14 protein-coding genes are annotated in these 26258 nt (G+C 45.0%); 6 read left to right on the top strand and 8 right to left on the bottom strand.

The window, feature by feature from the left end; translation table 11 throughout:
• From DWW90_RS20850 to DWW90_RS14170, 4 genes are all read left to right on the top strand, one after another.
• A partial coding sequence (locus tag DWW90_RS20850) for a hypothetical protein (protein WP_233547764.1) occupies positions 1-250 on the top strand: 250 nt, incomplete at its 5' end.
• 729 nt (positions 251-979) lie between these two features.
• Positions 980-3169, top strand: a complete 2190-nt coding sequence (locus DWW90_RS14180; RefSeq protein WP_122331566.1) for a glutamine synthetase III — start codon at positions 980-982, stop codon at positions 3167-3169.
• Positions 3170-3713: 544 nt separating this feature from the next.
• Positions 3714-6938: a SusC/RagA family TonB-linked outer membrane protein gene (locus DWW90_RS14175; RefSeq protein ID WP_122345434.1), complete on the top strand. Its 3225-nt coding sequence runs from the start codon at positions 3714-3716 to the stop codon at positions 6936-6938.
• 20 nt (positions 6939-6958) lie between these two features.
• Positions 6959-8419 carry a SusD/RagB family nutrient-binding outer membrane lipoprotein gene (locus tag DWW90_RS14170; protein ID WP_122345425.1) on the top strand — a complete coding sequence of 487 codons (1461 nt, stop codon included), beginning with the start codon at positions 6959-6961 and terminating at the stop codon, positions 8417-8419.
• A 911-nt stretch (positions 8420-9330) separates the two neighbouring features.
• Here DWW90_RS14170 and DWW90_RS14160 read toward each other — a convergent pair.
• The gene (locus DWW90_RS14160; protein ID WP_122345423.1) at positions 9331-9546 is read right to left on the bottom strand and encodes a TIGR04149 family rSAM-modified RiPP; all 216 of its coding nucleotides are present in this window, start codon (positions 9544-9546) and stop codon (positions 9331-9333) included.
• Positions 9547-9669: 123 nt separating this feature from the next.
• On the opposite strand from DWW90_RS14160, the gene DWW90_RS20525 reads away from it, so the two are divergent.
• On the top strand, positions 9670-9828 hold the full coding sequence (locus tag DWW90_RS20525; RefSeq protein WP_158582844.1) for a hypothetical protein: 159 nt from the start codon (positions 9670-9672) through the stop codon (positions 9826-9828).
• A gap of 349 nt (positions 9829-10177) precedes the next feature.
• Here DWW90_RS20525 and DWW90_RS14155 read toward each other — a convergent pair whose 3' ends face one another.
• From DWW90_RS14155 to DWW90_RS14140, 4 genes are all read right to left on the bottom strand, one after another.
• Entirely contained in the window at positions 10178-12877 is a 2700-nt protein-coding gene (locus DWW90_RS14155) for a sugar-binding domain-containing protein (protein WP_122345433.1), read from the bottom strand.
• A gap of 90 nt (positions 12878-12967) precedes the next feature.
• Complete coding sequence (locus tag DWW90_RS14150; RefSeq protein WP_122345422.1) at positions 12968-14602, bottom strand: RagB/SusD family nutrient uptake outer membrane protein; 1635 nt, start codon at positions 14600-14602, stop codon at positions 12968-12970.
• Positions 14603-14615: 13 nt separating this feature from the next.
• Positions 14616-17852: a TonB-dependent receptor gene (locus DWW90_RS14145; protein ID WP_122345421.1), complete on the bottom strand. Its 3237-nt coding sequence runs from the start codon at positions 17850-17852 to the stop codon at positions 14616-14618.
• A gap of 232 nt (positions 17853-18084) precedes the next feature.
• Complete coding sequence (locus DWW90_RS14140; protein ID WP_115499348.1) at positions 18085-19110, bottom strand: FecR family protein; 1026 nt, start codon at positions 19108-19110, stop codon at positions 18085-18087.
• A gap of 120 nt (positions 19111-19230) precedes the next feature.
• Between DWW90_RS14140 and DWW90_RS14135 the strand changes: the two genes are divergently transcribed.
• Complete coding sequence (locus DWW90_RS14135; protein ID WP_122345420.1) at positions 19231-19824, top strand: RNA polymerase sigma-70 factor; 594 nt, start codon at positions 19231-19233, stop codon at positions 19822-19824.
• Here the strand turns inward: DWW90_RS14135 and DWW90_RS14130 are convergent.
• The 3 genes from DWW90_RS14130 to DWW90_RS14120 all read right to left on the bottom strand — a co-directional run bounded on the left by DWW90_RS14130 (position 19798) and on the right by DWW90_RS14120 (position 26244).
• Complete coding sequence (locus DWW90_RS14130; RefSeq protein WP_122345419.1) at positions 19798-23586, bottom strand: glycoside hydrolase family 97 catalytic domain-containing protein; 3789 nt, start codon at positions 23584-23586, stop codon at positions 19798-19800. The genes DWW90_RS14135 and DWW90_RS14130 overlap by 27 nt on opposite strands.
• 153 nt (positions 23587-23739) lie before the next feature.
• On the bottom strand, positions 23740-25089 hold the full coding sequence (locus DWW90_RS14125; RefSeq protein WP_115499393.1) for a TolC family protein: 1350 nt from the start codon (positions 25087-25089) through the stop codon (positions 23740-23742).
• A 33-nt stretch (positions 25090-25122) separates the two neighbouring features.
• Positions 25123-26244, bottom strand: a complete 1122-nt coding sequence (locus DWW90_RS14120) for an efflux RND transporter periplasmic adaptor subunit (protein WP_122345418.1) — start codon at positions 26242-26244, stop codon at positions 25123-25125.
• Positions 26245-26258: the final 14 nt, after the last annotated feature.

Raw genomic sequence — 26258 nt, 5'->3', positions numbered from 1 at the left:
GGAGCGCGGGAACGAGGTAGTTCATTATTTCTTAGTTTTGGACCTTCTGCAAATTGAAAAATATACATTAACCCTCTGTTTCGACTGTTTTTCTATTTCGTCCGAAATCTTGATCGATTTTGGATTGACTTTTTTCACGGTTTTAACCCACTCAGGTAACAACAGAGAAAATGAGGTGCCGAGCCCATCCCCAAAAGCGTGCAATTTGATTATCGAAAACAGGAAACACCGGCAAAGTGATAAAGCTTAACTCCCGGAGAATCGAATATTTGCGAACGAAAACGGACGGCGTTCCAAATATCTAAAGGAAATTTGGGGAGCTTGTTGCCGTGAGGTGCGCAGAAAATTGCCGTGAAGTAACGCTTCATCGCTCTGAAGGTTGACTTCGTACTATATGAAGTCCGACTTCAGGGCAATAAAGTTCCGGATCAGAGCGATAAAGTCCCTCTTCATGGCGATAAGGTGCCGGATCATAGGAAAAAGCCCCTTTTTGACGGCTGAAAAGTGGGTTGACATTTGTTTGAATTAGGGGACCTTTCGAGCTCAAAAAATGCGTTTTTTACAATAACCCCTCTGCCGCAGGCTCTCTTTTGCCGTTTCGTTTTAACGAACGGTTTTAGAGCTTAGAGGCAAAGCCTCTTCCTCTGTGGGCTTTAGCCCCTTTAATAGAGATTGCCTGTAGATATTTGAAAGGGGTTTAAACCCACAGAGGAATCCGGCAAAGCCGGGAACTTAGCAACCCGTTGATTGAAATCAACGGCAAAAGAGAGCCTGCGGCAGGGGGGATTATTGTAATTTGTCAGGTTTGCAGAAGATTCAAAACTTGACAAATATAAGCTATAACTAATGATTTATCATTGGCATATTGACCCACTATTTCCTTTATGACACTCTTTCATCTATTTTTAACTACCGGGTGAAAGATGGAATAAAGATTTGCTTGTATCTTTGCGGGCGGTATAACATAAAAACAAACTGTATGTCAATCTCACGCTTCAATGCAGTGGAGAAAGCATCCAACCGAAAGGCTGTGGAAGCCATCACTCCCAATCAGAAAGTATCCGAATATTATGGTGAAAATGTCTTCAACCGGAAGGCAATGCAAAAGTACCTCTCCAAGGAAACCTACAAGGCACTTACTCATGCAATCGACAATGGTACGCCCATCGACAGGGAAATAGCCAACCATGTGGCTGCCGGTATGCGTATGTGGGCACTGGAAAAAGGAGTCACGCACTACACCCACTGGTTCCAACCTCTTACCGACGGCACAGCCGAGAAACACGACGCGTTCGTGGAACATGACGGCAACGGCGGCATGATCGAAGAATTTAGCGGCAAGCTGCTCGCCCAGCAGGAACCGGATGCGTCCAGCTTCCCGAACGGCGGATTGCGCAATACGTTCGAAGCGCGCGGCTACTCGGCCTGGGACCCTTCTTCACCTGCGTTTATCGTAGACGATACCTTATGTATCCCGACCGTATTCATCGCCTACACAGGTGAGGCGCTGGACTATAAAACACCGCTGATCCGTTCGATCGAAGTGTTGAACGAAGCAGCCAAAGACGTTTGCAACTACTTCAACGAAGAGGTAAACAAAGTCATTACATATTTAGGATGGGAACAGGAATATTTCCTGGTCGACGAAGACCTCTATTCCGCCCGTCCGGACCTGTCACTGACGGAACGCACCTTGCTGGGACACGAAAGTGCCAAAAACCAGCAGTTGGACGACCACTATTTCGGAGCGATCCCTTCCCGGGTACAGGAGTTCATGAAAGATCTGGAAACGGAATGCTACAAATTAGGTATTCCGGTCAAGACCCGTCACAACGAGGTTGCCCCGAACCAGTTCGAGTTGGCGCCTATTTATGAAGAATGCAACCTGGCAAACGACCATAACCAATTGCTGATGTCGGTCATGAAACGTGTTTCACGCCGCCACAATTTCCGTGTGCTGCTTCACGAAAAGCCTTTCATGGGTGTGAACGGCTCCGGTAAACACTGCAACTGGTCGATGGGGACCGATACAGGCATCAACCTTTTCTCTCCGGGAAAAGACCGTGAAGACAATCTGAGGTTTATCACCTTCGTTGTCAACTCGCTGATGGCCGTATATAAATACAACGCCCTGCTGAAAGCCAGCATCGCATCGGCAACCAACGCACACCGTCTGGGAGCCAACGAAGCCCCGCCCGCAATCATCTCATCCTTCTTAGGAACACAGATCACGGAGATACTCGACAAGTTTGAAAACTGCTCCATCGAAGATGCCATCGAAGTAGACGACAAGAAACGCCTGCACTTAGGCTTCGGACAGATCCCCGAACTGTTGCTGGACAATACGGACCGTAACCGTACCTCTCCTTTCGCCTTTACCGGAAACCGCTTCGAGTTCCGTGCACTCGGTTCGTCGGCTAACTGCGGTTCGGCCATGCTGGCACTGAATTCGGCCGTTGCCTACCAGCTCCGCCAGTTCAAAGAAGATGTAGAGGCGCTGCGTGCAAAAGGCAAAAGCAAGGAAGCCGCCATTTTCGAAGTACTGAAAGCCTATATCAAGGAATCCAAACCCATCCGTTTCGACGGCAACGGCTATGGCGATGAATGGAAAGAAGAGGCTGCCCGTCGCGGCCTGGACTGCGAGAACAGCGTCCCGTTGCAATACGACGCTTACCTGAAGCCTGAAGTCATCAAGATGTTCAAGGAAACGGGAGTATTGAGCCTGAAGGAACTGGAAGCCCGCAACGAGGTGAAATGGGAGATGTATATTAAAAAGGTACAGATCGAGGCCCGCGTCCTCGGCGACCTGTCGATGAACCATATCATCCCGGTCGTCCTCCACTATCAATCCTTGCTGCTGAGCAACATCACAAAGCTAAAGGAGACTTTCGACAAAGAAGAGTATGACGAACTGTCGACCGAACCGCGCCGTCTGGTACGTAATATATCAAAACACGTCAACGCCGTGACCCGGATGACAGACGAAATGGTGGAAGCCCGCAAGAAAGCGAATCGCATCACCGACTTACGCAGCAAGGCGATTGCTTACCACGACACGGTCGCTCCTTATCTGGATGAGATACGCAGCCATATAGACGACCTCGAATTGATGGTTGATAATCAGATGTGGCCATTGCCAAAATACCGGGAATTGCTATTCATTCGTTAATATTAACCTTACCCTATTCATATCAAAGACTGGCTTTATACAAATAAGTCAGTCTTTTTTATTACTCATAAACATAAGTCTTTGTAGAACTATGTTTGTATTTTAATGTTATTGATAAAAATTTACTCTTATGTGGTAATTATAATGTTAACCCTGTGCTTGTTGTCTAAGTTATTGATTAAGTGTATGATCTGATACGTAATAATACGTATATGGTGATGTCAGGTTCTTTAAATCATGAAAAACAATCTCTAATCAATGGTTCTATTGTAAATGTTTAATAAATGCCGATGTACGAAGTGCTAATTTTTTTTATTCTTGTCTTACTTTTTTTGTCCAAATAAATTGTAGTTACAATCTTTTTACATATTTTTGCCCACAAAAGAGTGTTCAACTATATAAAAATGTGTTTATGAGAAGCAGTTTGATGATTATTACGGGCCCATTTACTTAGTTTGATTGTATTTTAACTAAGTTCTACAAAGACTATGGTAACTAATATGTCAGTGTGTATTGATTAGTCTAACTTATAAGAATGTGTATTATGATGAAAAAATTAATTATTATTTTTCAATTCCTTTTGATAGGAATCAGTATGATTGTTGCCCAGAATACGCAAGTAAAGGGAACAGTTACATCAGGCGATGACGGCTTACCTATTCCAGGAGCCTCCGTCGCAGTAAAAGGTACCACGCTTGGTACGATAACAGACGTTGACGGGAATTTCTCCCTGTCGGTTCCAGCAAACGCTAAAATCCTCCAGATATCCTTCGTCGGGATGAAAACGCAAGAGGTAGCAGTGAAACCGGTTATCACGGTCGTACTGCAATCAGATGTCGCTTTCCTGGACGAAGTAGTAGTCACTGCACAAGGATTGACGCGTAAAGAGAAATCGTTAGGATACGCGACCCAACAGGTGAAAGCAGAAGACCTGCAGGCTGTCCGCCAAACGGATTTGAACAACGCCTTGGTCGGTAAAGTAGCCGGTGTCCGCTTTTTAGGTGGTTCGGGAGCCAAGTTCGACGCTGGTAAGATCGTCTTGCGCGGTACCAGTTCGTTGACTGATGCAGGCGGTAGCGAACCGCTATATGTTGTGGACGGTATCATTACCAATGCAAACTCGATCAATATGGACGACGTGGAAGCCGTCAACGTATTGAAAGGGCCGGCAGCCACAGCTCTTTACGGTTCACGCGGTGGAAACGGAGCCATTATCATTACGACAAAAGGGCTTACCGGTGAAAAATCGGAATTCAATGTAAGCCACACGCTTTCTTTTGAAAAAGTGTACCTGCACAATGATATCCAGAAAGAATACGGAGGCGGTTATTACGGAGCAGACGCAGAAATGGACGTCTTCCACTATGATCCAGCCAGACATCCTTCCTACCTACAAGCATTGGATGGCGTTCAATACTACGACTATGCCGACGATGCCAGCTGGGGACCGAAACTGGACGGACGTGAATACGCTCCCTGGTATGCTTGGGATCCGACAAGCCCGCTGTTCGGAAAGACGGATAAATGGACTTCCAAGATGAACCTGAACGATTTGTTCGACACAGGAGTCACCAACACGACAAACCTTTCGTTTGCTCGTTCCGGTAAAGACTACATGACACGCGTCTCATTCACCAATTCGGCACGCGACGGTGTAGCCCCCAACAGTAACGCTGTCCGCCGCTTCCTTTCGGCCAAGACACAATTCAAGCCGATGGACAGATTGACAATCTCTTTGGATTACAAGTACACCTACCGGAAAAACCACAACGCAGCAGTTGAAGGTTATTCAGGCGCTGGTAACGTGCTTTACTCATACCAGCAATGGGGACATACGAATGTCGACCTCAGCCAGTTACGCGACTACAAACGCCCGGACGGTTCTTTCCGTTCTTGGAACATTACGAGCCCGACAGACCTGACGCCTCAGTTCCATGATAACCCGTTTGCCCTGTATAATGAAATCAACAACACGGATATATACCAGTGGAATGTATTCAGCGCAGACGCACAATTGGAATTACCCTGGAACATCAAGGCCGGTGTTAAGATGAACGGTAATATCCGCAACCAGCGTACCGAAGGCAAGATGCCGATGAACGTATTAGGTGAAGTGTCCAAATACAACGAAGGACAAAACTCACTGATCGACATGCAGGTACAAGGACGTCTGACATGGGGAGACCGCTTCTTCGACGACCGCTTGTCCGTAGACGCCGCTTTATTCCTTGAAAACAGAAATTATACCTATAACGAAGTAAGCGCCTTTACACGCGACGGGCTTTTCCTCGATAAGTTCTTCAGTACGGCTGCTTCCGTAGGTCTGGCCGGTGGTAGCAACTCCAAAACGGACATGAAGGAACAAAGTATCTACGGAACCGGTACTTTCGGATGGGACGATACTTATTATCTGGACTTCTCACTGCGTAACGACTGGACTTCCACGCTGCATCCGGATAGAAACAGCTACCTGTACGGTGGCCTTTCGGCCGCTGTAATGGTCAACAACTGGATGAAAGATGTTGAATGGCTGGACTACTGGAAAGTAAGAGGCTCCATGGCACAGGTAGGTTCTACGATGAGTGCATACAATGTATATCCGACCTATAAGCTGAAAGACGCTGACGGCAACGTCATCAAATACGGATCCCTCTCCAACCTGTGGAACGACACGAACCTGAAAGATCCTTATATCAAACCGACAATCTCAACTTCTTTCGAGGTCGGTACGGAATTCAAGATGTTCGGAAACCGTTTCTGGGGAGACTTCAACTTCTACAACCGTGACTCCAAAGACCAGATCATCAACGTGAACACGACTCCCGCAAGCGGATACAGAAGCCGTAAGATGAACGCAGGTCTGATCCGTAACAGAGGTATCGAACTTTCATTAGGCGGCACGCCGGTCAGCACAAGAGACTGGACGTGGGATATCAACGCCAATGTTGCCCGAAACAGAAATACACTGGAAGAACTGGTGGAAGGACAAGACACATATCAGATCTACTGGATGAGCTGGAGCACACGCGTTTACTCGTATGCCGAAGTCGGCAAACCGATCGGTGTGATCCGTGGTTCCACATGGGCGAAAGACCCGGAAGGACGTATTATCCTTTCAGAACGCTCCGATCCTAACCATGTTTACGGCCCTTACGCCCCGCTGCTCGATGCAAGCGCACAGGAAGAATTAGGTAATATCCAGCCGGATCTGACCGGAGGTTTCTCTACTTCTCTCCGTTATAAGAACTTCAGGTTAAGTGCTTCTTTCGACTTCCAGATCGGCGGTGAAATAGCATCTGCGACCAATATGTTCGGTGAAGGTTCCGGATTGCTGACCTCTACAGTCGGACTGAACGATAAAGGAAATCCGATCCGTAACAGTGTTGCCGACGGCGGTGGTGTCCGTATGGATGGCGTTGTCGATAATGGCGACGGGACATACAGACCTGTAACGGCTTATGTCGATGCTAACTATTATTACCAGTCACGCAAAAGTCTGATCTGGGAAGATTATGTTTATGATGCAAGTTACCTGAAAATGCGCGAACTGTCCGTAACCTACGACGTTCCCACTGCTTTCCTTGACAAAACAAAGTCTGGTATAAAGAAAGCCAGTTTGTCGTTTGTTGCACAGAATCCTTGGTTGATCTATTCCGGCGTGCCCAACATCGACCCGTCTGAATCAGGTGGCGCAACCTATAATTATATAGAAGGAGGACAGGCAGCTTCTACCCGTTCTTTCGGTCTTACAGTAAATCTTACATTCTAAACTTAATAAGGAGTTGAATTATGAAATATATAAAATTTATAGCAATAGCATTAACCGGCTTAATGACATTTAGCAGTTGCGGGGATTTCGGCGACACAAACATCGACCCCAACAACCCGTCAATGCCGGATACACGTTTCCTGTTTACATATGCATGTAAAGTTACCCCCCTGTTCACGATGGTCGGGACGTATGACCCATGGAACCAGTTATATCCGCAATACCTGTCCGAAAGACAGAATATCCAATATTCCGGATATGCCATGACGGACTTCAACGCGGGGCCTTACTACTACGAGCGGATCCGTAACCTGAATACAATCATTTCGTTGAATACGGATGAACAAACAGCAAACGAATCATATGTGGTTCTGTTCGGAACAGCAAACAACCAGATTGCCGCCTCCCGTACGTTGCGTGCATTCATCTATATGCATTTGACGGACATATTGGGAATGATACCTTACACCGAAGCCGTGAAAGGTGACGAAGGTATTTTCACTCCTAAATACGATACGCAGCAATTCATCTATGAGGACCTGGACCGAGATCTGTCAGAAGCATACAGCCAGTTCGACGAATCCGGTACATTGAATAAAGAGTTCGACATCCTGTACTCCGGCAATATCGCCCGTTGGAAAAAGTTCAATGCATCCATACGTATGATGATGGCTATCAAATTGTCGGATGTAGACCCTGCAGCCGGAAAAGCCCGTTTCGCAAAGGCTTATGCAGACGGAGGTATGGTTAGCAACGATGACCGCCTGGAATATAAATATTTGTCAGAAACGGCAAACCAGAATCCATTATACGACAACATCGTTGTTTCCGGTCGTAAAGACTTTGCCCCGTCCAAAACGATTTTGGACCAGCTGCTTGCCTACAACGATCCTCGTATAGATGTTTATGCAGATCCGAACAGCGAAGGTAAATATGAAGGTGTCCCCTACGGTATTGCGCAGGCGGAAATCATAAACTACCCGGATTGTGCTACTTTCGATCCTCGTTATTACCAGCAAAATTCACCGATGGTGGTCATTTCGCCCTCCCATATCTTGCTGATCCAGGCAGAAGCAGCCGTCCGCGGATGGATAAATGCCGATGCAGAAGCATTATATAAGGCAGGTATCGCTGCTTCCTTCGGCCAATACGGATTGGACAGCCAGGTCGATGCTTACTGTGCTCAACCCGAGATCGCATTCACGGGGTCAGATCAGCAAAAGATAGAAAAAATAGCGATGCAACGCTGGTTAGGCAACTTTATGCAGGATGGCATCGAGGCTTGGTCCGACTGGCGCCGGTTGAACGTGCCGAAGTTGAAACCGGGTAGCGCAGCAACAGTAACCCATGTTCCGTACCGCCGTCATTATTATCCGGATGATTACAACACGAATGTACCCAACTACGAAGCTGCAATAGCTGCACAGGGACCGGACAATTTCGACACTCGCGTATGGTGGGATGTTGCACCGAACGAATGAAACTTTCTTATTTGTAAATAACTAAGATTAACCAGGAAAGGACCTTAATTAGACACACTTTTAGCCCTTCGGGTGGGTAGTGATACCAGCTCGAAGGGCGCTTTTAAATTGATGTGGTTGTTGAATTTAATAATCAAACATTATGAAAAACATCCTACTAATAATCTGTTTCGTTTTATGCAACACGTTTGCGGTTGCACAAACATCACGTTATTTTGATGTCAAAGTCACTCCGACTAAAATATCCAAACATATAGAATTGACACCTAAAAATATCTCAGACGTTAGGCCAAAAAATTCCGGACATTGTAATAACTCTTGTATCTGTAAAAACGAGGATACATTTAATAAACTTGTCACCTCCATCGTTAAAAGTGCTTTCAAAGGCATAGACCAGGAGGATATAAGCCTTCTAAAACAATTTAAATTCAGTTTCACTTTTGATTCCTCCATGAAAATTGTGTATTTCAGATTTACATTCTATGAGAAATACGCCGACAGAATCATGAAATTAGAGAAAAACATGTATGACTTGTCACAAAAGTTCTTATACATGGATATAAGTCCTTATTTCGAAGTGGAAGATTCGAGTTTATTTCAATATGCACAATGGACCATTCCACTATACGGAGCATTTACCTCGGAATCATCAGAATAGTAGATGAACTAAATATCTACAGATTATCAGATGTAAATATTTTTGTATAAAGATTTGACTCCTTATATGAATGCGAATAATGCTCCGTTCAGGTTTTGCATCTATAATATCAGTTCACTATATCGACTTTTTAATTCTGAACCTTCGGAATACAGTGATATATCAGACTCTTTTTCCCACCTATATCAACAAGCATAAAGTATAAAAGAGGGTAAATTTTCAGTACCCTCTTTTATACAAATAACAAGCATTTTCAATTAGCCCCTCCCATACCTGGTCCCATCACACCAGATAAATCGCTAACATTATTCGCTGATAAATTACTGGCCGTAGAAGCACCTCCGACTGGCTCATAAAAGCAAGTACAATTACAACAAGGAGACATCCCCCCTCTTAAAGTATTCATTCCCCTTTTTTCAAGTTCCACTTTTGACAACTGAGTCAATTTAATTCTACCTATACGTTTCATAACTTCATGATTTAATTAATATTACATTTTCACCACGCAATATACGAAATAAAATCAAGAGCTCAGCCCAATATGTTACATTTATTTAGATAAAACAACATCCACTTCAACAAAGGCTGGTTCATGTTTAATATAGAACCGGGCGCCCTGTCAAAAATGATCGAAACCCATCTCACCTCCGGAAAATGCCCAGATAAAGACAAAGCGAAGCTGAAAGAGCTGGCAGGCTCGTTGCACGAAAATGACAATAATCTGATGTTTGTAGGGAAGCTGAAAAGATAAATGCCTGAAATAGCTCTCCTCGTGTTTCATAATTTGACATATTTGAAACAAACAGTCCTCGTAGGGGCGGTTCGCGAACCGCCCTCCGTGTCAACAAGTGCAGTACTTCATGGAGCTATAGTGCCGTAAAGGAATGAATAACCCGGCAGATAGAATGAACGATGCGGGATGTGTGCCCCCTCCGTACCTACCCGCTATTCATGTTACAGCCGTGAAACAAAAGAAATCCAACCGTAACATAGAAGGAAGACAATTGTGACATGAAAAGAATACAGCCGTAACATATAATAGAGGACCGGTGTTTACCCGTTATTGATTCACTATTTGCCAAATATGAAACAATAAAAGTTCAATTGCTTTTCTCCCCAAACTTCTCCTGTTGCATCTCAACCTCTTTCAGCTCTTTTTCCGATATTATTTTTTGCAATCGTGAAATTTCCTTCCGCAACATTTGTACATCCGAACTTTCAGGGCGCCCGGCATTCGGCATCCCCTTGACCGGATGTTTCACCGGCATAAGTTCAGAGGACTTATAAATGAACTTCATAGAGGGCTGTACGGATTCAATCTCTAACTCTCCGGGTTCGATGGCATTCACACCGTTGCCAAATATCTCCGCTTTTATCTTTATTTTTCCGGGACGTGTAGTCGTTCGCAACAGGATAGGCGCGCTTCCCCAATTTGCCCGAACAGGATTGATCCCTACAGATTCATCTTCCAATAGGACACCTTCACCTTCTACTGAAAAGCGGACCTCAAAATTATTCAGCCGCTTCACGACACCATCGCGATCCACGATCTCCGCTATGACAACCACGATATCGGAACCATCCGACAGAAGAGGCACACCATCATTGTCAATACGTAATCCCACCCTTACCGGCTTGCGCGAAGGTACCCGTTTATGAGTTGCCACGACCTTCCCCCCTATCAAGCCCTCTGCCAGCAAATAGACCTCCTTCTGCTTTCCCGCACGCGACAACGCTTTGGTATCCATAAAATCAAAGACATTCTTGAAAGTGATGATGGGTGACGGCATCTTCAGGGAAGAGGAGGAGCGTTTCCATGTATATTGCTTCCCGCCTTCATAAGCTGTCAACCTCACCTCTTCGCAATTCGAATACACAGTCACATCGGCAGGTGAGAAAGGTGTCATTTGGTGGGCCACATAAACCATCGGTCCGCTTTCCACCGGTGAAGAGGGGTTCAACATACCCGGGCGCTGGGACATAAACATATAGTAGGCCGTCTTCGGTTGCCTGTAAGCATCCATAATTCCCCCGTAGAAAGCAATCGGGTGACATCCGCGCTGATGGTCGAACGAATGCCAAAGGGTTCCCCCCAAATGATTGCGCCTCGTACGGCAAAGAGCTTCGATAGTCGTAAAATAAGAGGAATAAGGAGGAGCTGCATAATGCTCTGCCTGCACCAACATCGGAACTTCCCCCCAAGACCTGCAAACACGGCTTGAAGAGTTGTTCGCGCTCCAATCATCCACGTTATCACCAAACTCACGGGTGAAATATACTTTTGACGAATCGGCCTTATCAACGCTGACACTGCTTTTTTTCGGGCTTATGCTCAGCGGGTGGGTATAGATCACAGGAAAAGATTCACTTCCCTTTGAACCCGGATCAATAGCAGAGTAGGCGTTTTCGAACCGCATTTCTTCATCCACGCATTTCTTTGCTTGCAGTGCAAAATCCAAAGGGAAACCGGTCTCATTCAGTACAGGTTCCCAAAACAATAATGAAGGACGGTTACGGTCCCGGCGGACCATATTACGAATGTTATCATAGACACGTTTCACAAAGATCGAATCCTTATTATAGAATTGCCATCCTGGAGTCGCCTCTATATAAAACAATCCCAATTCATCGCAAGCATCTAAGAATGCCGGATCTTGCGGATAATGGGCAGCCCGGATGACACGCATCCCGGCATTTCTCAATTTCCATGCATCCCGCCAATGTAACGAATTAGGCAGAGCATTTCCGATGACAGCAAAGTCCTGGTGCCGGTTCCCCCCTATCAGCTTATCAGGATAAGGCTTGCCATTCAGCCATAGACCGTCCCCCCCTTTCATCTCTATGCGCCGAATCCCAATGCGTTGTTCATATCCGTCGACAACTGTCCCTTTTTCATCTTTCACACAAACCGACAACCAATAGAGAGAAGGTGATTCCGGTGACCACAAAGAAGGATTCCTGACTGTCAACTCCGAAAGAAGGGACATGCCCTGCTCCGGATCGACAAGATAGGCCTTCTTGCCTGTCGTAACGACATTTCCCCGTCCGTCTTTCAATGTATAAAGAACGGATCCTTTGCACTTGTGTGCATATTCGTTCCGCAAATGCAGGGATAGGGATATTTTTGCCAGCTTGTCACCGACTTGCGGATAGGATACGAAAAGTCCTCCCCCACCTGGCTCGTTTTCATAATTGGGATCTGTAATGTACAGCTTCCCATGTGTAATCAACCAACAATCCCTATAAATACCGCCAAAATAAGAGAAGTCGAGCGCCCGTTGAGGTTTGCCCGGCGGATATGAAGGATCGTCGCTATTGTCTGCACAAACAGCAATTACATTTTCTTGTCCATATTGCAGCCAGGGAGTCAGGTCTGCAATTACCGGTAAATATCCTCCATAATGTTTCTTCACCGGCTTGCCATTTATCCAGATTTCAGATTTTCCCATTATCCCTTCAAAATGAATCATGACCTTTTTGCCTTTCCACTCCATACCGGCATGAAAATGTTTCCGATACCAGACCTTCCCTTGATAATTAATATTCCCGCTGGCTTCCTCCGGAAGTAGCTCTATTCCATCCGGAAGAGAGACGACCTGCCAGGTCGAGTCCATAAATCCGGCCTGGCTTGCATTAGCAAGATCACCCTTGTAGAAACGCCAAGCTACATTCATATTATAAACCGACCGCCCACTATTCGGCAATTCATAAAAACCGGCAGTTGAGAACCGGGGGGTAATGCCCCTTCCCGTCCACGCACAAACAAATAAAAGCAGATATAGGATTATAATTTTCTTCATATGTTCATTCTTATAAATAAAATGTCCCGGAATGGCGCTTCCTCTAAAAGAACCGGATTCCGGGACATCGATGTTTTTATCCAACTATTCTTACCAACCTTCATTTTGAGTCAGGTTCTCATTCAAATCCCTTGCATCCTGCGGAATAGGCCACAGATACATATGATCATCCCAAACCCGCTTTTCCATAAAGATATTCTCACGCTTACCGGAGTCCGTCATCTTGGCAAAGCCGTACATATCCCCATTTCTCACTTTATCGCAGATTCTCCAACGGATAATATCATAATAACGAAGTCCCTCCATGGCAAATTCCACACGACGTTCGTGACGTAATTTCTCACGCAGTTCACTTTGGTTCGTCACCTGTATATTTTTTGGCAATCTTGCCCTGTCGCGCACGTCGTTAATCAATGCGGCAGCCTCATCCAAATTCTCATTTTTCTCGATCAGGGCCTCGGCACGCATCAACAGCACATCCGCATATCGAATGATACTCAAATTCTTACCTCCCAAAACACGGTCAGCCTCTTCGCCTTCCAAATCAACATACTTCGTCACCAAGAATCCCGTATAAGAAGGATTTTTCTGTATATAATCTTTATTATTAGGATCTTCAACACCAAAAACAGACCTGATAACACCATTCGCTTTCCACTCCCATCCCGGAGTTATAATAGTGGATTTCAAACGAGGATCGCGATATTCATATTCTCCGTACCCGCCGTTTGCAGAGACTTCTTCCCTCATGTGCAAATACGGACAATTCAGTCTTTCACACTCACTTGTCGCATGGCCGCCGAGGCACTCATATTCATCTACCAGATTTTGAAGCGGCCGCAAGCCTGTCCAACCCAAATAGACTGAAGAGGCAGGCGATAAGTTACGGTTCAAAGCATGCACTTTCAACGGAGCAGCATATTGTTTCTCGAAAATAATTTCATTATTGTTTCCATCAGCCTGCGGACGGAACAGTTCTTCATAACTGTTCTTTTCCTTGTCGCCGTCAAACGCCCGGTATAAACCATATTTACCGGAATCCATAATCGCCTTTGTATATTCCAAGACCTTATCATAGCTCCTTTCGTGCAAGTAAATCCGGGCCAGGAAAGCCTTCACCACATTTTCATTCACACGCCCGGTTTCAGATGAAGGATCTTTTTTAATATCCACTAATACCTCACCTAATTCCGTCAAAATGAAATTCAAAACCTCTTCACGGGGCTGGCGGGATGTTTCCCTGGATTCATCAATCGTCAAAACTTTCGTTACCAACGGAATATCTCCGAAATAGAATAACATGTCGTAATACAGGAATGCGCGGATAAAACGCACTTCCGCCCGCATATGATCATATCGTTCCGGGCTCATGGATTCTCTCGCTTTCTCCAATCCTTCCAGTACATAGTTCAGATTAACGATTGCAGAATATTTCCATTCATTTTTCACTTTTCCCGTATAAGCTGTCATAGAGCCGTCTGCCATCACTGCATTTCCACTCCAAATAGCATTGTCTGTAAATCCATCCCGGAAAACAAGAAGATTGTCGCCATCGTCATTATAGAGATGGACATAACAATTATCCACCATCATTTTTGCCTGGCTTTCATCTTTCCACCAAGAGTCTTCCGTAATCTGGTCAAGTGGAGGCGTAGTCAGAAAATCATCGCAGCCTGCTATTACAACCAAACTCAATAACATCCATAAATATTTGATCTTTTTCATTGTCGTATATCATTTAAAATTGAACATTCAAACCAAAAGAATAAGTCCTTGACAAAGGATATGTATATGCATTAGAGGTTTCCGGATCATACCCAGGAACAAAATTGTCAATCGTAAACAAATTGGAGGCCGAAAAATATAGACGCAAATTAGAAAAGCCCGAATTTTTCAATAACTTATTTGAGAAATTATATCCAATCTGCAGGTTCTTCATGCGCAAGTATCCGGCATTGATCTTCCAGAAATCCGAATTCTCATAATTGAAAGAAGCTTGGTCGGATGTCAAAATACGCGGATATTTTGCATCCCGGTTATCTTCTGACCAATAATCCAACTGATGTTCAAACACCGGACCACCGCCACTATCACTTAAAGGCCGAATACCCGGACCATTCATGATATAATCTTTTTTCCCGATTCCCTGGAAGAACATACTAATATCAAATCCTTTCCAAGCAGCGTTCAAACGTAAGCCATACAAATAATGCGGATTAGGATCACCGATAACGACACGGTCGTCACCATCGATCTTGTCATCATTATTCTGATTCTTATATTTGATGTCACCCGGTTTATTTTTCACATTCTGGAATGGAGAATTGGCGATCTCTTCTTCCGACTGGAAGAATCCCAATGCTTCATATCCATAAATAGATTTCATCGGCAGTCCTTCAGCAGTATAACCGTCTTTCCAAGGGCCTGTTCCTCCCAAATCCAAAACTTTATTCTTATTATTTGAAATATTGGCCTGGATACCATAGCTAACTTCCCCTATTTTATCATTCCAGCTCAAATCCAATTCCCAACCGCGATTCTCAACTTCCCCGATATTCACGTTAGGTTTTCCGAAACCATATTCCATAGGGACAGGTAAACCAATCAATATTTCGTTCGTATTCTTAATGTAATAATCAACCGTTACCCCTAAACGATTCTTCAGGAAATAAGCATCGGCCCCCACATCGAACATGGTCGTTTTTTCCCAACCCAAATCGGTATTGCCCAACGTTTTCAAATAGGCCGTCTGTACATAAGAGTTATTCAATGCAACGCCCCCCATCGCAATCGTCGTATAACTCGGATACAATCCTAATCCGGAAGAAGCTCCGGTTTTACCCCAAGAGGCACGGACCTTCAGGTCATCCAGAAATGAAGAGGTCGGTTCCATGAAATTTTCCCCGGAAATACGCCATGCAGCTGAAACAGACGGGAAAGTAGACCAACGATGGCCGCTTGCAAAACGGGAAGAACCATCGGAACGGACTTTTAAAGACAATAAATACTTACCTGCATAATCATAATTCAAACTTCCGATAAAAGAGGCAATCGCCCAATGCTCTGCATTTCCATCATTACTCCAATTATCTTTAGACCCTCCTGTCAAAACATGTACGATATCTGTCGGATAACCATCCCGATAAGCATTGATCCAATCATAATTTTGATTTTCCTGCTGATAACCCGCCAAAACATCGATAGAATGTTTTCCAAATGTTTTCTGATAAGTCAACAATGCCTGCAAGTTATAATATGCAGTGGAAGTACGTTCTTCCTTCATCGAATTGATGCCTTTGGTTGTCACCTCTTTTGTAAAGAAATCCGTAAAAGCGATCTGACGCCCAAACGTGGAGGTCTTACCAAAAATATAATTCACATTGGCAAGCCCGGTTAACTTCAGTCCATCGATAAATTCATAGCTCATCTTAAAAATACCGGAAGCGTCATGCTTATCCCACAAGTCATGCCCGAACTCATGTATATAGGCAATCGGATTTATAATTGCTTTCGGATTGTATCCGTAGCTCCCATCCGTATAATAAGCGATGTTGGTCGGGTTCATTTTATACACATCTATGATATTGTTATCCATCGAGATAACTTCATCTTTCTTACGTAAGATATACCTCATGTCAAAAGAGATATTAAACTTTTTTGTCACCTGTACATCTACATTGGAACGCACGTTGAATACATTATGTTCCACTTCAGGAATAACCCCCGTCTGATGGTCAAAACCTCCACTCAAATAATACTTTACACTTTCCGTTCCGCCAGCTGCGGCAATAGAATGGCGGGTTGTGATACTATTCTGAAACATTAAATCCAACCAGTTCGTATTCGGGTAACGGTTAGGATCTTCACCACTTGCAAATTTCCGTATGTCATCTTCAGAATAGACATCATTACGCCCTATATTCCGCTGGGATTCGTTATAAATCCTGGCATATTCGGCAGACCCTACCATTTCCGGCATATCAGTCGGAGTGTTTACACCTATAGATCCATTATAACGGAAAGTAGGTTTCCCTACTTGCCCCCGTTTTGTCGTTACCAAAATAACACCATGAGCTGCTCGGGAACCATAAATGGCAGCGGAGGCCGCATCTTTCAAAACAGTCACGCTCTCTATATCATCCACATTCAGGTAATTAAATTCACTCGGAACGCCATCCACCAGAAGAAGAGGCGATCCGCTTTCATTCAACGAAGTAGCACCACGCAGCTGCATCGAAGAAGCGCTTCCGGGACGGCCCGATTGTACGATACTCAAACCCGGAACGGCTCCCTGCAAGGCATCCGTAATGGTTTGAGACGGTCTATTTGTCAATAGTTCCGACTTAACAGACGTCACGGCTGTTGTCAGATTTCCTTTCTTGACAGAACCATAGCCGACAACTACAACTTCATCCAAAACTTTAGTATCTTCATGGAGTGTAACGTTAATCACATTCCCTTTACCGACTTTTGCTTCCAGGCTATTATATCCGATATACGAAATCAAAAGCGTACTTCCCGGAGAGACCGAAAGACTATACTGTCCCTCGACATCCGTCACCGTCCCGTTCGTTGTTCCTTTTTCTACCACGTTGGCACCGATAACCGGTTCACCGTTTTCATCTTTCACGACTCCTGATATCGTTTTCTTTTCCTGTTGGAGGACTGCTATCGATTCAACAGAAAGAATAATCTTCTTATCCACCACTGAATAATGCACATTGGTACCGGCAAAAATATTATCCAGCACTTTAAAGATGTTGCTCTTTTGAGCGGTAACGGAAACCCTCCTGTTCAAGTCGACATGCCGAGTGTTGAAGAAGAAGGAAAATTCAGATTGGTTCTCGATTTCATCCAAGACAGTCTGGACAGTCTGATTCTGCATTTCCAGGTTAACAGTTGCCTTCTGAGCGTAGCTATTCGTGGCTTGAACTAAGCTAATAGAGCAAAATAACAAGAATACATACAATTTCATAACTCGCGGAATTTTGTTTAAGGTAAACCAAAGCGACTCTGGTACCCAAAACAGTTGGGTATTAAAATGTTTTTGCATAACTTTGTAGTGATCTGATTAAAAAAAATGATTTATTACTGCTTGTCGCCAAACAAGCGTTTTAAAGTTAACTCATTTCATCCGGGGAAATACGCCAATATTTTTCCGGATGTTTTTTCTTTAGGGAGGTCTGTTTCTCATGTTTACTTGATTTTTAATAGATTTCTATCCTCGTTTTTTCATTCATGGTATCCTGCGTATCCAAATAACGCCATTTGATATTAGATGATATTTTAAAGATTTCCAATATACGTTCCAACCGCTGATTACTGAAAGACCCGGTAAAAGCTTCCTTACGAAGCCGATCGTTGGATAAAACAAATGTCACATTAAACCGCTTTTCCAGCATCCGCAATGCTTCGGGCAAAGGGGTCGCCAGAAAAACGATCTTTCCGTCTTTCCAGGCTATTTCAGAGGCGCCACTCGTTTCTATCAGTTGTATCCGGGAGGAAGAGGAATCATAGGTCAGTTTCTGGCCGGGCTTCATTAAAACAGCCGTAGACCGTTGATTCTTCATATAGTCGAAGCGGACTTTCCCTTCGATCAGTGTAGTAGAGACAAAAGCGTCTTTTTCGAACGCTTCGACGTTAAAGGAAGTACCCAGCACCTCTATCTTCGTTTCATGCGGGGTAGAAATAACAAAACCATGTTCCGCATCTTTCTGTACTTCGAAAAACGCTTCCCCTTGCAGGGCAACCCTTCTTTTGTCCTTATCGAAGAAAGAGGGATAAGAGAGTTTTGATTCTGAATTGAGATGAACTCTGGTACCATCCGGCAAATCGACTGTTGTTGTCATACCCGGATTCGTTTTCACTTCAATCATTTGGGCGATTTCAACCGGACGAGGCTTCAGATTTTGTATTCCGAAAGCAATCAAAAGAGGAATAAACAAAATCGCTGCAACGCGTTGCAGCCAAGTAACCATGGTTACTTTAGCATGTTCATTGCCCTTGCTCATCTTTTGGCAAACCGAAGACAAGGCTTTCTCCGTATCGACCGCCGACACGACCTGCATCGTATCCGTTGCTAAATAAAGGGTATGGATCTGTTTGGCAATCCGGTAGTTTTCATCCGACTGCTTTATCCATTCCTCAACCATCCGGCATTCTTCCTCTGTCGCTTCACCGGAGCAATAGCGGGGAAGAATATATTCTATCATATTTGTATCAGGTGTTTCCATACCAGTTTATCGCTTGTTTATATAGTAGACAAGAGAAACCGGAAAGATTCCTAAACAGAAGGGAATATTTTTTCAATATTTTTTTTCTATCGCAAAAAAGCTATCTTTGCGACCAGAGATATGAAAGGAGAAATACTACAAACCACAGACGAACGCTTTTTACTTTCAGCCATACAGAATGGAGATCTAAAAGCCTATGGCATCTTGTTCAGAAGATACTATCCGATGCTGTGCGCTTATGCGACAAGGTTTGTAGAGCTAAAAGATGCCGAAGAAATCGTTCAGGACGTAATGTTATGGTTATGGGAGACCCGGCAAACCCAAACCTTCGAAACGTCATTAAGCCAATATCTGTTCCGGACAGTCTATCATCGTGCAATCAACCAAATCGTCCGCCACCAATCCCAATTAAGGGCAGACACGCTCTTCTACGAAAATATGCAGGAGATGTTGCAGGATACAGATTTCTACCAACTTGAGGAACTGCAAAAAAGAATCAAAGAAGCAGTGGAGGCCTTGCCCCCCACTTATCGGGAGGCTTTTGTCATGCACCGCTTCGAGAATAAAAGCTATAAAGATATTGCGGAAATCCTGCAAGTATCACCCAAAACCGTTGACTACCGGATCCAGCAGGCATTAAAACAATTGCGGATAACACTGAAAGACTATCTGCCGCTGATTTTGTTATTACTGCCCAGAAATATTCTGTCGTAAATACAACACACATCCGCTATTCCCAACCAGATCGATAGTAACCTCATTACGGTTATCCAACTTGATATTCTTGATATCGACAACATCCTTTTTCTTTGCGGATGCCTGATAATAAAGTGTAGCGGTATAGCCTTTCTTGTTTTTCAGAAAATCAAAGGGTAAGGTGATTTGTTGCTGTTCTCCGGCATTCAACATACTAACATACCAATCGGAACCTGAGCGACGGGCAACTACAGCATATTTACCCATCTCTCCCTCCAAAAAGCGAGTTTCGTCCCATACTGTCGGGATAGAATTATAGAAACGGGTTACTGCATCTGTTTTGATCACAGATTCAGCAGAACCTGCACCACCAGCCCGTCTCGGTGATTTCTCGGGGCGATCATACCAATATACAAACTGCCAGGGGCTATAAAGAGCAACCAATTTAGCCAATTGGGCTGCACGTCCCCCCATCTTTCCTGTAACTCTTTCCGCAAAATAACAATTGGTGTAATCACCCGCTCCACAGATCATACGATTATACAACGTATAGATAGCCTGATCCAACGACGGACTTTCCTCATCACCACGGATACCTTCCTGGGTCAGTAAATTCGGATACGTGCGCGAATAGCCCGTAGGCCTATACTCGTCATGGATATCAACCATCAATTCATATTTGGCAGCTTTGCGCACAGCTTGATGCAACCATGCTGTAGCATACTGATCACCCACATTCACAAAACCATATTTTACACCTTTAATTCCCCATTTCTTATACAAAGGCAGAATTTCATCCAGTTGCTGATGCAGTGCTTTTTTATTTACATAAACAAGTATCCCAACTCCTTTTGAATTCGCATATTCTATCACTCGAGGCAAATCAAGCGGACCTTTCGAACGAGCCGAGTCGATCGTAACGGTAGTTGCATCCGATTTGGCATCTTCTTCCGCCCCATACCAACCGGCATCAAACAACACATAGGCTATATTGTTTTCGGCTGCAAAATCAATACAAGCCATACTGCCTGCCGTAGTTAACGTTACTTCACGAATCACCTGTCCAGGCTTGATCCAACTGGTATTCGCTATTTGATTCGGTTCATTCAAATTAAGGACGAAATAATTATTTTCGACCAATTTTCCCGGATGCCCGGCAACCATCACATAACGCCAGGGAGATTGATAGCCAGCCATATCCAGATTAACCTTTCCAGACAGTACAGATTGTACCCCAAAGCCAGTCTCACTCTTTTCCAACTTCATGCGGGAGTAATCGACAAGGGCAGCTTCCCCGATTGCCACAAAACAATTATTGTTTACCTGAATCACCTGCGGACGATCGGCAGCCCCTCTCAACGCACTCAACTTCGTTTCGGAATAAGCACCTTGCGCCATACCGGTCACCCAAGTTTTACAATCTTCCTGAAACAAAAATTGCGTTTTCTCATCGGTTACTGTACGGTTCCAGAAATCCAACTTATCGAATGCATAACGGAATGCTAATCCTTCATCATAGAGACGTACATACAAAACGATCTCTTTCCGGTTCTTATCCGACTGAAGGGTAAGTGCCACTTCATTATACCGGTCCGTCACAACAGAACGTTCTCCGTAAATAGGATGCCAGGTCTGATCGATCGATTCTCTCTTTTGGCAGGAGACCTGCCAATTACCTTTCATAATATTTTCATCCAAAGAAAATTGCAAAGTCTTTGCTGTTACAACTTTTCCACCATCCGTGAATAAATCGATCTCTACATTCTTTCCTCCGACTTTAATATCGGCCTTCATTTTCCGAGCCGGACTAACAAGCGGGAAAGTAGCTTGCTCAGACCCACCCATGGATGGATTTTTCTTGATAACAAGACATGCTCCGCCGCCAGGAGCCAGCTTCAATGTCAGTTTATCATTGTTTGTCAGTTGTCGGGTTGCAACCTTCAGACTTTCACGGTTTGTCAGATAGTGGGCATCGTCGCCATCCTCAATAACCTCGACAGTATATTTTCCTTTTTCCAGGAAAGAAAGAGGCAAATCTATCGTCCGTCCGGATTCATTCGTAGCGGCACCGACAAGGTAAGCTTCATCCGTTTCCCTCATCATAACGATATATTCCCCGATTTCACCAGCCAAGGTACGGCTCTCTTTCCACGGCATCTTCTGTGTAGACAGGAAGTTTAACAATGCCGGATATTTTCGGTAATATTCAGGAATATCCGGTAAAATGGTCACACCGGAAAAAGTGATCAACGTACGGGCAGCCTCCGAAACCAATGTAGAAGGAACCGGCTGGCTCTCATCCACACGCGTCGTATGTCCGGGACGAAGATCGAACATCCCGTTGTTCATATCGACCGGACCCGCAACCATATTAACAAAGACAGTCGTCACAAATGTTTTAGGTTCGAACACATGATGTCCATCCAATTGGGCGTGGCAATATTCGCGTGTTACGGCATTCGGCCAGGTACGCATCTGTCCATAGGGATGAACCGGACCGTCATGAAAATCGACTAACAGGTGGTTTTGCGCACAAAGTTCAGTAATCTTTTTCGTCCACTGATTCTTTTCTTCCTGTGTTCCGCTCATAAAGCCGTATTTAACCCCGGCAGCTCCCCACTCACCATACTGCTTCAACGTCTTTTCTATCGGAAATTTCTTCCCTCCGACATCATTCAGATAGAGCCAGATTCCGACGCCTTTCTGTTTTCCATACCCCAACAGCCGTTGGACATCTTGTGCTTTTTCACCTTTGACCGGATCAGAATCCGATTCGAACTCAGGTCCGTACCAATTAGCATCCAATACTAAATACTTAAATCCCTGTTCAGCTGCAAAATCGACCATACGGGTCCAGGATGGATAAGACATTCCATACGTAAAACCATCCCACACAGCTCCGTTGATACGCCAGTCCCAAACTGCCAATCCCGGCTTGACCCACGAAAAGTCATAACAAGGATCGGGATCCGGATTAAGCAACTCCAACAAATGGGAATCGGTCAACGTGCCCGGAGTCGTCCCATACAAAACGACACGCCAGGCTGAAGTATACCCCGGTGACAAACAGGCAGGCTTAGAAGCAACCGAAAAAAGCGATTCGCCCCCTTTGGATTGTAAGACAAGAGGTGCTCCTGTTTCCAGGCAGGCTTCATGAATTGCCATATAATGTTTATCACCAGCCTTGACGGTCATTACCGGCAAACGGGTTCCATCTGTTTCCGTCAACTTTTCCGGTCCTATATTATGATTCTCGCCGTTATAGAACCATGCCGTATAATTCCCGGCAAAATTATAGGCAGTCAATTCGGACTGCACATTTACACGTTGCCCTTCGCCTTCCGGTATTTTATAACAGAATGCAAAGCCGTCATTATATCCCCGGACTACCAGCTGCATCCACTTCGGTTGACTGGCCGGATTCTGCAAATCGATCATCAATTCATTAAAATGATCTTCGACCACAGCCCGTTTTCCCCAAAGTGGTTTCCATTCATTCCGGACTTCCCGGTCAGAGACGTTCTCTATTTTCCAACCGGAAGAAGGAACCGTCTCCTCTGATTCCAATCGAAAGCCTAATGGAGATTCTTTGATTAGTACCTCTCCATTCACAGCAAAAGTATAGGTCAACAAACCATCATTATGCCGTTGTATCCCCATCACTAACTTTCTGTCAGGAGAGAAAACCCGGTAATGTTCTGGCTGATATTGGGCACAGGCCATATCTACACCCAGCCATACCAATAGTAGAAAAACAAGTGTTACAGATTTTTTATTCATATATGTTTTTGTTGGTATTAATAATAGATTTACTTACAAAAGCCCATAATCTACCGGACAAATATAAGAACAAAAAGGGAGGTTTCCATCCCGGAGACCCCCCTTTAAACAAACAATCAACAAATGTGTCTAATGTGTCTAACCTAAATAATGTTATAGTGTTATTGGTGTACCGTTATAAAAGTCCAGGATCTTGGCACGGAAGATGAAGTTGTACTTGGCTTGTGCCTGTTCGGACAAACTCTGCGCATACTTCGTCTTGGCTTCGCTATATTCGAAAACGGTGCTCTTGCCGGCGGCATAGCGGTCTTCGGCATACGAGAAGGCTTCCTTGCTGGCAATGACCGATTTGTCGGATGCGATATATTTCTCCTGGGAGGCCGTTGCGTTATAGTAGGCCTGCTGGATCTCCTTATACAAAGCTTTCTTCGTATTCTCCATCATCAACTCGCGGTTGCGGATGTTGATACGGGCGGAACGGACGCTGTTGCGGACCTGGAAACGGTTGAAGAGCGGGATGCTCAGGCTGAAACCGACTGTCTTACGCCCGTTATTCTTCAACTGGTCGCTGAATGCGATATTATCATAATCTCCATCACCTGAATAATGGTAGTAACCATTGCTGTAGCTGGCTCCGAAATTCAACTTCGGATAATAACCGGCCTGCGCCACCTTCAACATCTTCTTCTGGCTTTCCAGCAGGTATTCCTGCTCCTTGATCTGCGGCTTGAAAGAGACGGCATGATCATAGATATTGTCCGGAGGCAAGATACTGCTCATATACTCTTCAACGGCATCCCCGGTTTCGGGAACGACGATATCGAAGTTCTCGCCGTCGCGTTCCAGCTCCAGACTCTGCGTCAGGTCGAGCAAAGCTAACTTGACATTGTTATTGGCTTCCGTCAGGGAAACTTCGTCTTTTGCCAACTGCGCTTTCATATCGTACAACTGGGAAAGGGGCACTTTACCGTTTTTCACCAAGGCTTCGGTCTTCGTCACCTGCTCGCTGCTTAGCGCGACCTGCAATTCGGCGATCCGTTGTACTTCCTTATTATATAATACCTGTAAATAATAGGATGCGATATTGATCGAGAGGTCCTCTTTTGCCTTGTTCAACGTCTCGACAGCCGCTTTCAGGTCCAGCCGGCGGGCGGCGATATCGTTCGGGATTCTCATACCGTCGAAGATCGGCATGCTCAACGAAATGGAAGCCGAAGTATTGGCTGAGTTCTGGTCCACAATGACGCCGGTCTTGGACGGGGAACGGCCGAAGTCGAAGTTCTGTCCGACGTTGGCATTCAGGTCGGGCAACCAGCTGAACTTGCTTGTGTTCAGTTCCACTTCACGGCTTGCCTGCTCCTGTTGCCGCTGCTTCAGATCGATGTTATGTTCGATCGCATAGCGGATGCACTCTTCCAAAGACCATTGTTTGGCCGGTTCCTGCGCCCAGGCAAAAGAACCCGAGAAGAGTAAAGCTGTTGCTATTATCAATTGATTTCTCATTGCTTTCATATTTATAATCGGTAGTATCCGTTTTTATCTCTTTGCCGGATCGGCTATCGCACCGCGAATCTTATCACTCTCGGTTATGCCATCCTTGATCTCAATCCTGATACCATCGGACAATCCCACTTGTACGGCACGCTTTTCAAACTTCTGCTCCGGCTTTTCCTGTGTCACGACCTGGACAAAGGTGGAATCGCCGCTAAACTCGACGCAACTTTCCGGCACGGATAAAACATTCTCCGCACGCTTCAACACGATCTCGGCATTCGCACTGTAGCCGGCACGGATAAAGGCATCAGCCGGTATCTGCACAGCAGCTTTCACCTCGAACAACACGGCGCCGTTCTCTTCCACGCCTTTCGGTGCCACATATTCCAGCATAGCGTCGAACGTACGGCTTTCCATGGCGCCGACTGTCAGTTTGATCGGCATACCTTCGTTGATACGGCCAACTTCCGTCTCGTCCACTTTTCCTTTAAAGATCATATTGTTCATATCGGCTACCGTAGCGATTGTCGTACCGTCGTTGAAGGTATTAGACTGGATCACCGAGTTACCCACTTTGATAGGCACATCCAGAATCATACCGGTAATCGTTGAGCGCACCTGTGTCGTACTGGAGGCAGTCGAGCGTTTGGAAATACCTTCACGGATGATCTCGAGAGCGTCCTGTGCATTCTCGGCCTCTTCCTGCGCCTTCTTATAGTTGGCAAGGGAGGTTTCATAATCTTCTTTGGAGATGACCCCTTGTTTATGCAGTTCTTCGTCACGCTTGAAAGTGGCGCTGATCTGGTCGAGGCTGATCTTGGCAACCCGTACGCGCGATTCGGCACTGTTCAACTGGACCATTTCGGGAATCACCTTGATACGTGCGATGATTTCTCCTTCTTTCACCATCTGTCCGGCTTCTTTCAGCAATTCGGAAATGATACCCGACATCTGCGGCTTGATAAGCACTTCGTCGCGGGGTTCCACTTTTCCGGTTGCCACTGTTTTCGTCTCAATCGTGTCCCGGGAAGGGGTTACCACTTCGTAGACGGTAATGACAGGCTGTGCTTTCTTCCATAAGAAGTAGAAAGTGCCGATAACTGCTGCTCCTACAAGTACCAGGAATATGATCCGCAGGATTTTTTTTACGATACGATTCTTCATAATGATATCTTATT

It is taken from the genome of Parabacteroides sp. AF17-28, assembly GCF_003479205.1.
GTDB classification, from domain to species: Bacteria; Bacteroidota; Bacteroidia; order Bacteroidales; family Tannerellaceae; genus Parabacteroides; species Parabacteroides acidifaciens.
The sequence above is the reverse complement of the archived record's forward strand: the minus strand, read 5'-3'. Positions and strand labels throughout refer to the sequence as shown.

Coding starts and splice junctions, on each gene's coding strand:
- DWW90_RS14150 (WP_122345422.1), bottom strand. CDS start 14,602: ATGAAAAAGATCAAATATTTATGGATGTTATTGAGTTTGGTTGTAATA.
- DWW90_RS14125 (WP_115499393.1), bottom strand. CDS start 25,089: ATGAGAAATCAATTGATAATAGCAACAGCTTTACTCTTCTCGGGTTCT.
- DWW90_RS14175 (WP_122345434.1), top strand. CDS start 3,714: ATGATGAAAAAATTAATTATTATTTTTCAATTCCTTTTGATAGGAATC.
- DWW90_RS14130 (WP_122345419.1), bottom strand. CDS start 23,586: ATGAATAAAAAATCTGTAACACTTGTTTTTCTACTATTGGTATGGCTG.
- DWW90_RS14135 (WP_122345420.1), top strand. CDS start 19,231: ATGAAAGGAGAAATACTACAAACCACAGACGAACGCTTTTTACTTTCA.
- DWW90_RS20525 (WP_158582844.1), top strand. CDS start 9,670: ATGTTTAATATAGAACCGGGCGCCCTGTCAAAAATGATCGAAACCCAT.
- DWW90_RS14120 (WP_122345418.1), bottom strand. CDS start 26,244: ATGAAGAATCGTATCGTAAAAAAAATCCTGCGGATCATATTCCTGGTA.
- DWW90_RS14145 (WP_122345421.1), bottom strand. CDS start 17,852: ATGAAATTGTATGTATTCTTGTTATTTTGCTCTATTAGCTTAGTTCAA.
- DWW90_RS14160 (WP_122345423.1), bottom strand. CDS start 9,546: ATGAAACGTATAGGTAGAATTAAATTGACTCAGTTGTCAAAAGTGGAA.
- DWW90_RS14170 (WP_122345425.1), top strand. CDS start 6,959: ATGAAATATATAAAATTTATAGCAATAGCATTAACCGGCTTAATGACA.
- DWW90_RS14180 (WP_122331566.1), top strand. CDS start 980: ATGTCAATCTCACGCTTCAATGCAGTGGAGAAAGCATCCAACCGAAAG.
- DWW90_RS14155 (WP_122345433.1), bottom strand. CDS start 12,877: ATGAAGAAAATTATAATCCTATATCTGCTTTTATTTGTTTGTGCGTGG.
- DWW90_RS14140 (WP_115499348.1), bottom strand. CDS start 19,110: ATGGAAACACCTGATACAAATATGATAGAATATATTCTTCCCCGCTAT.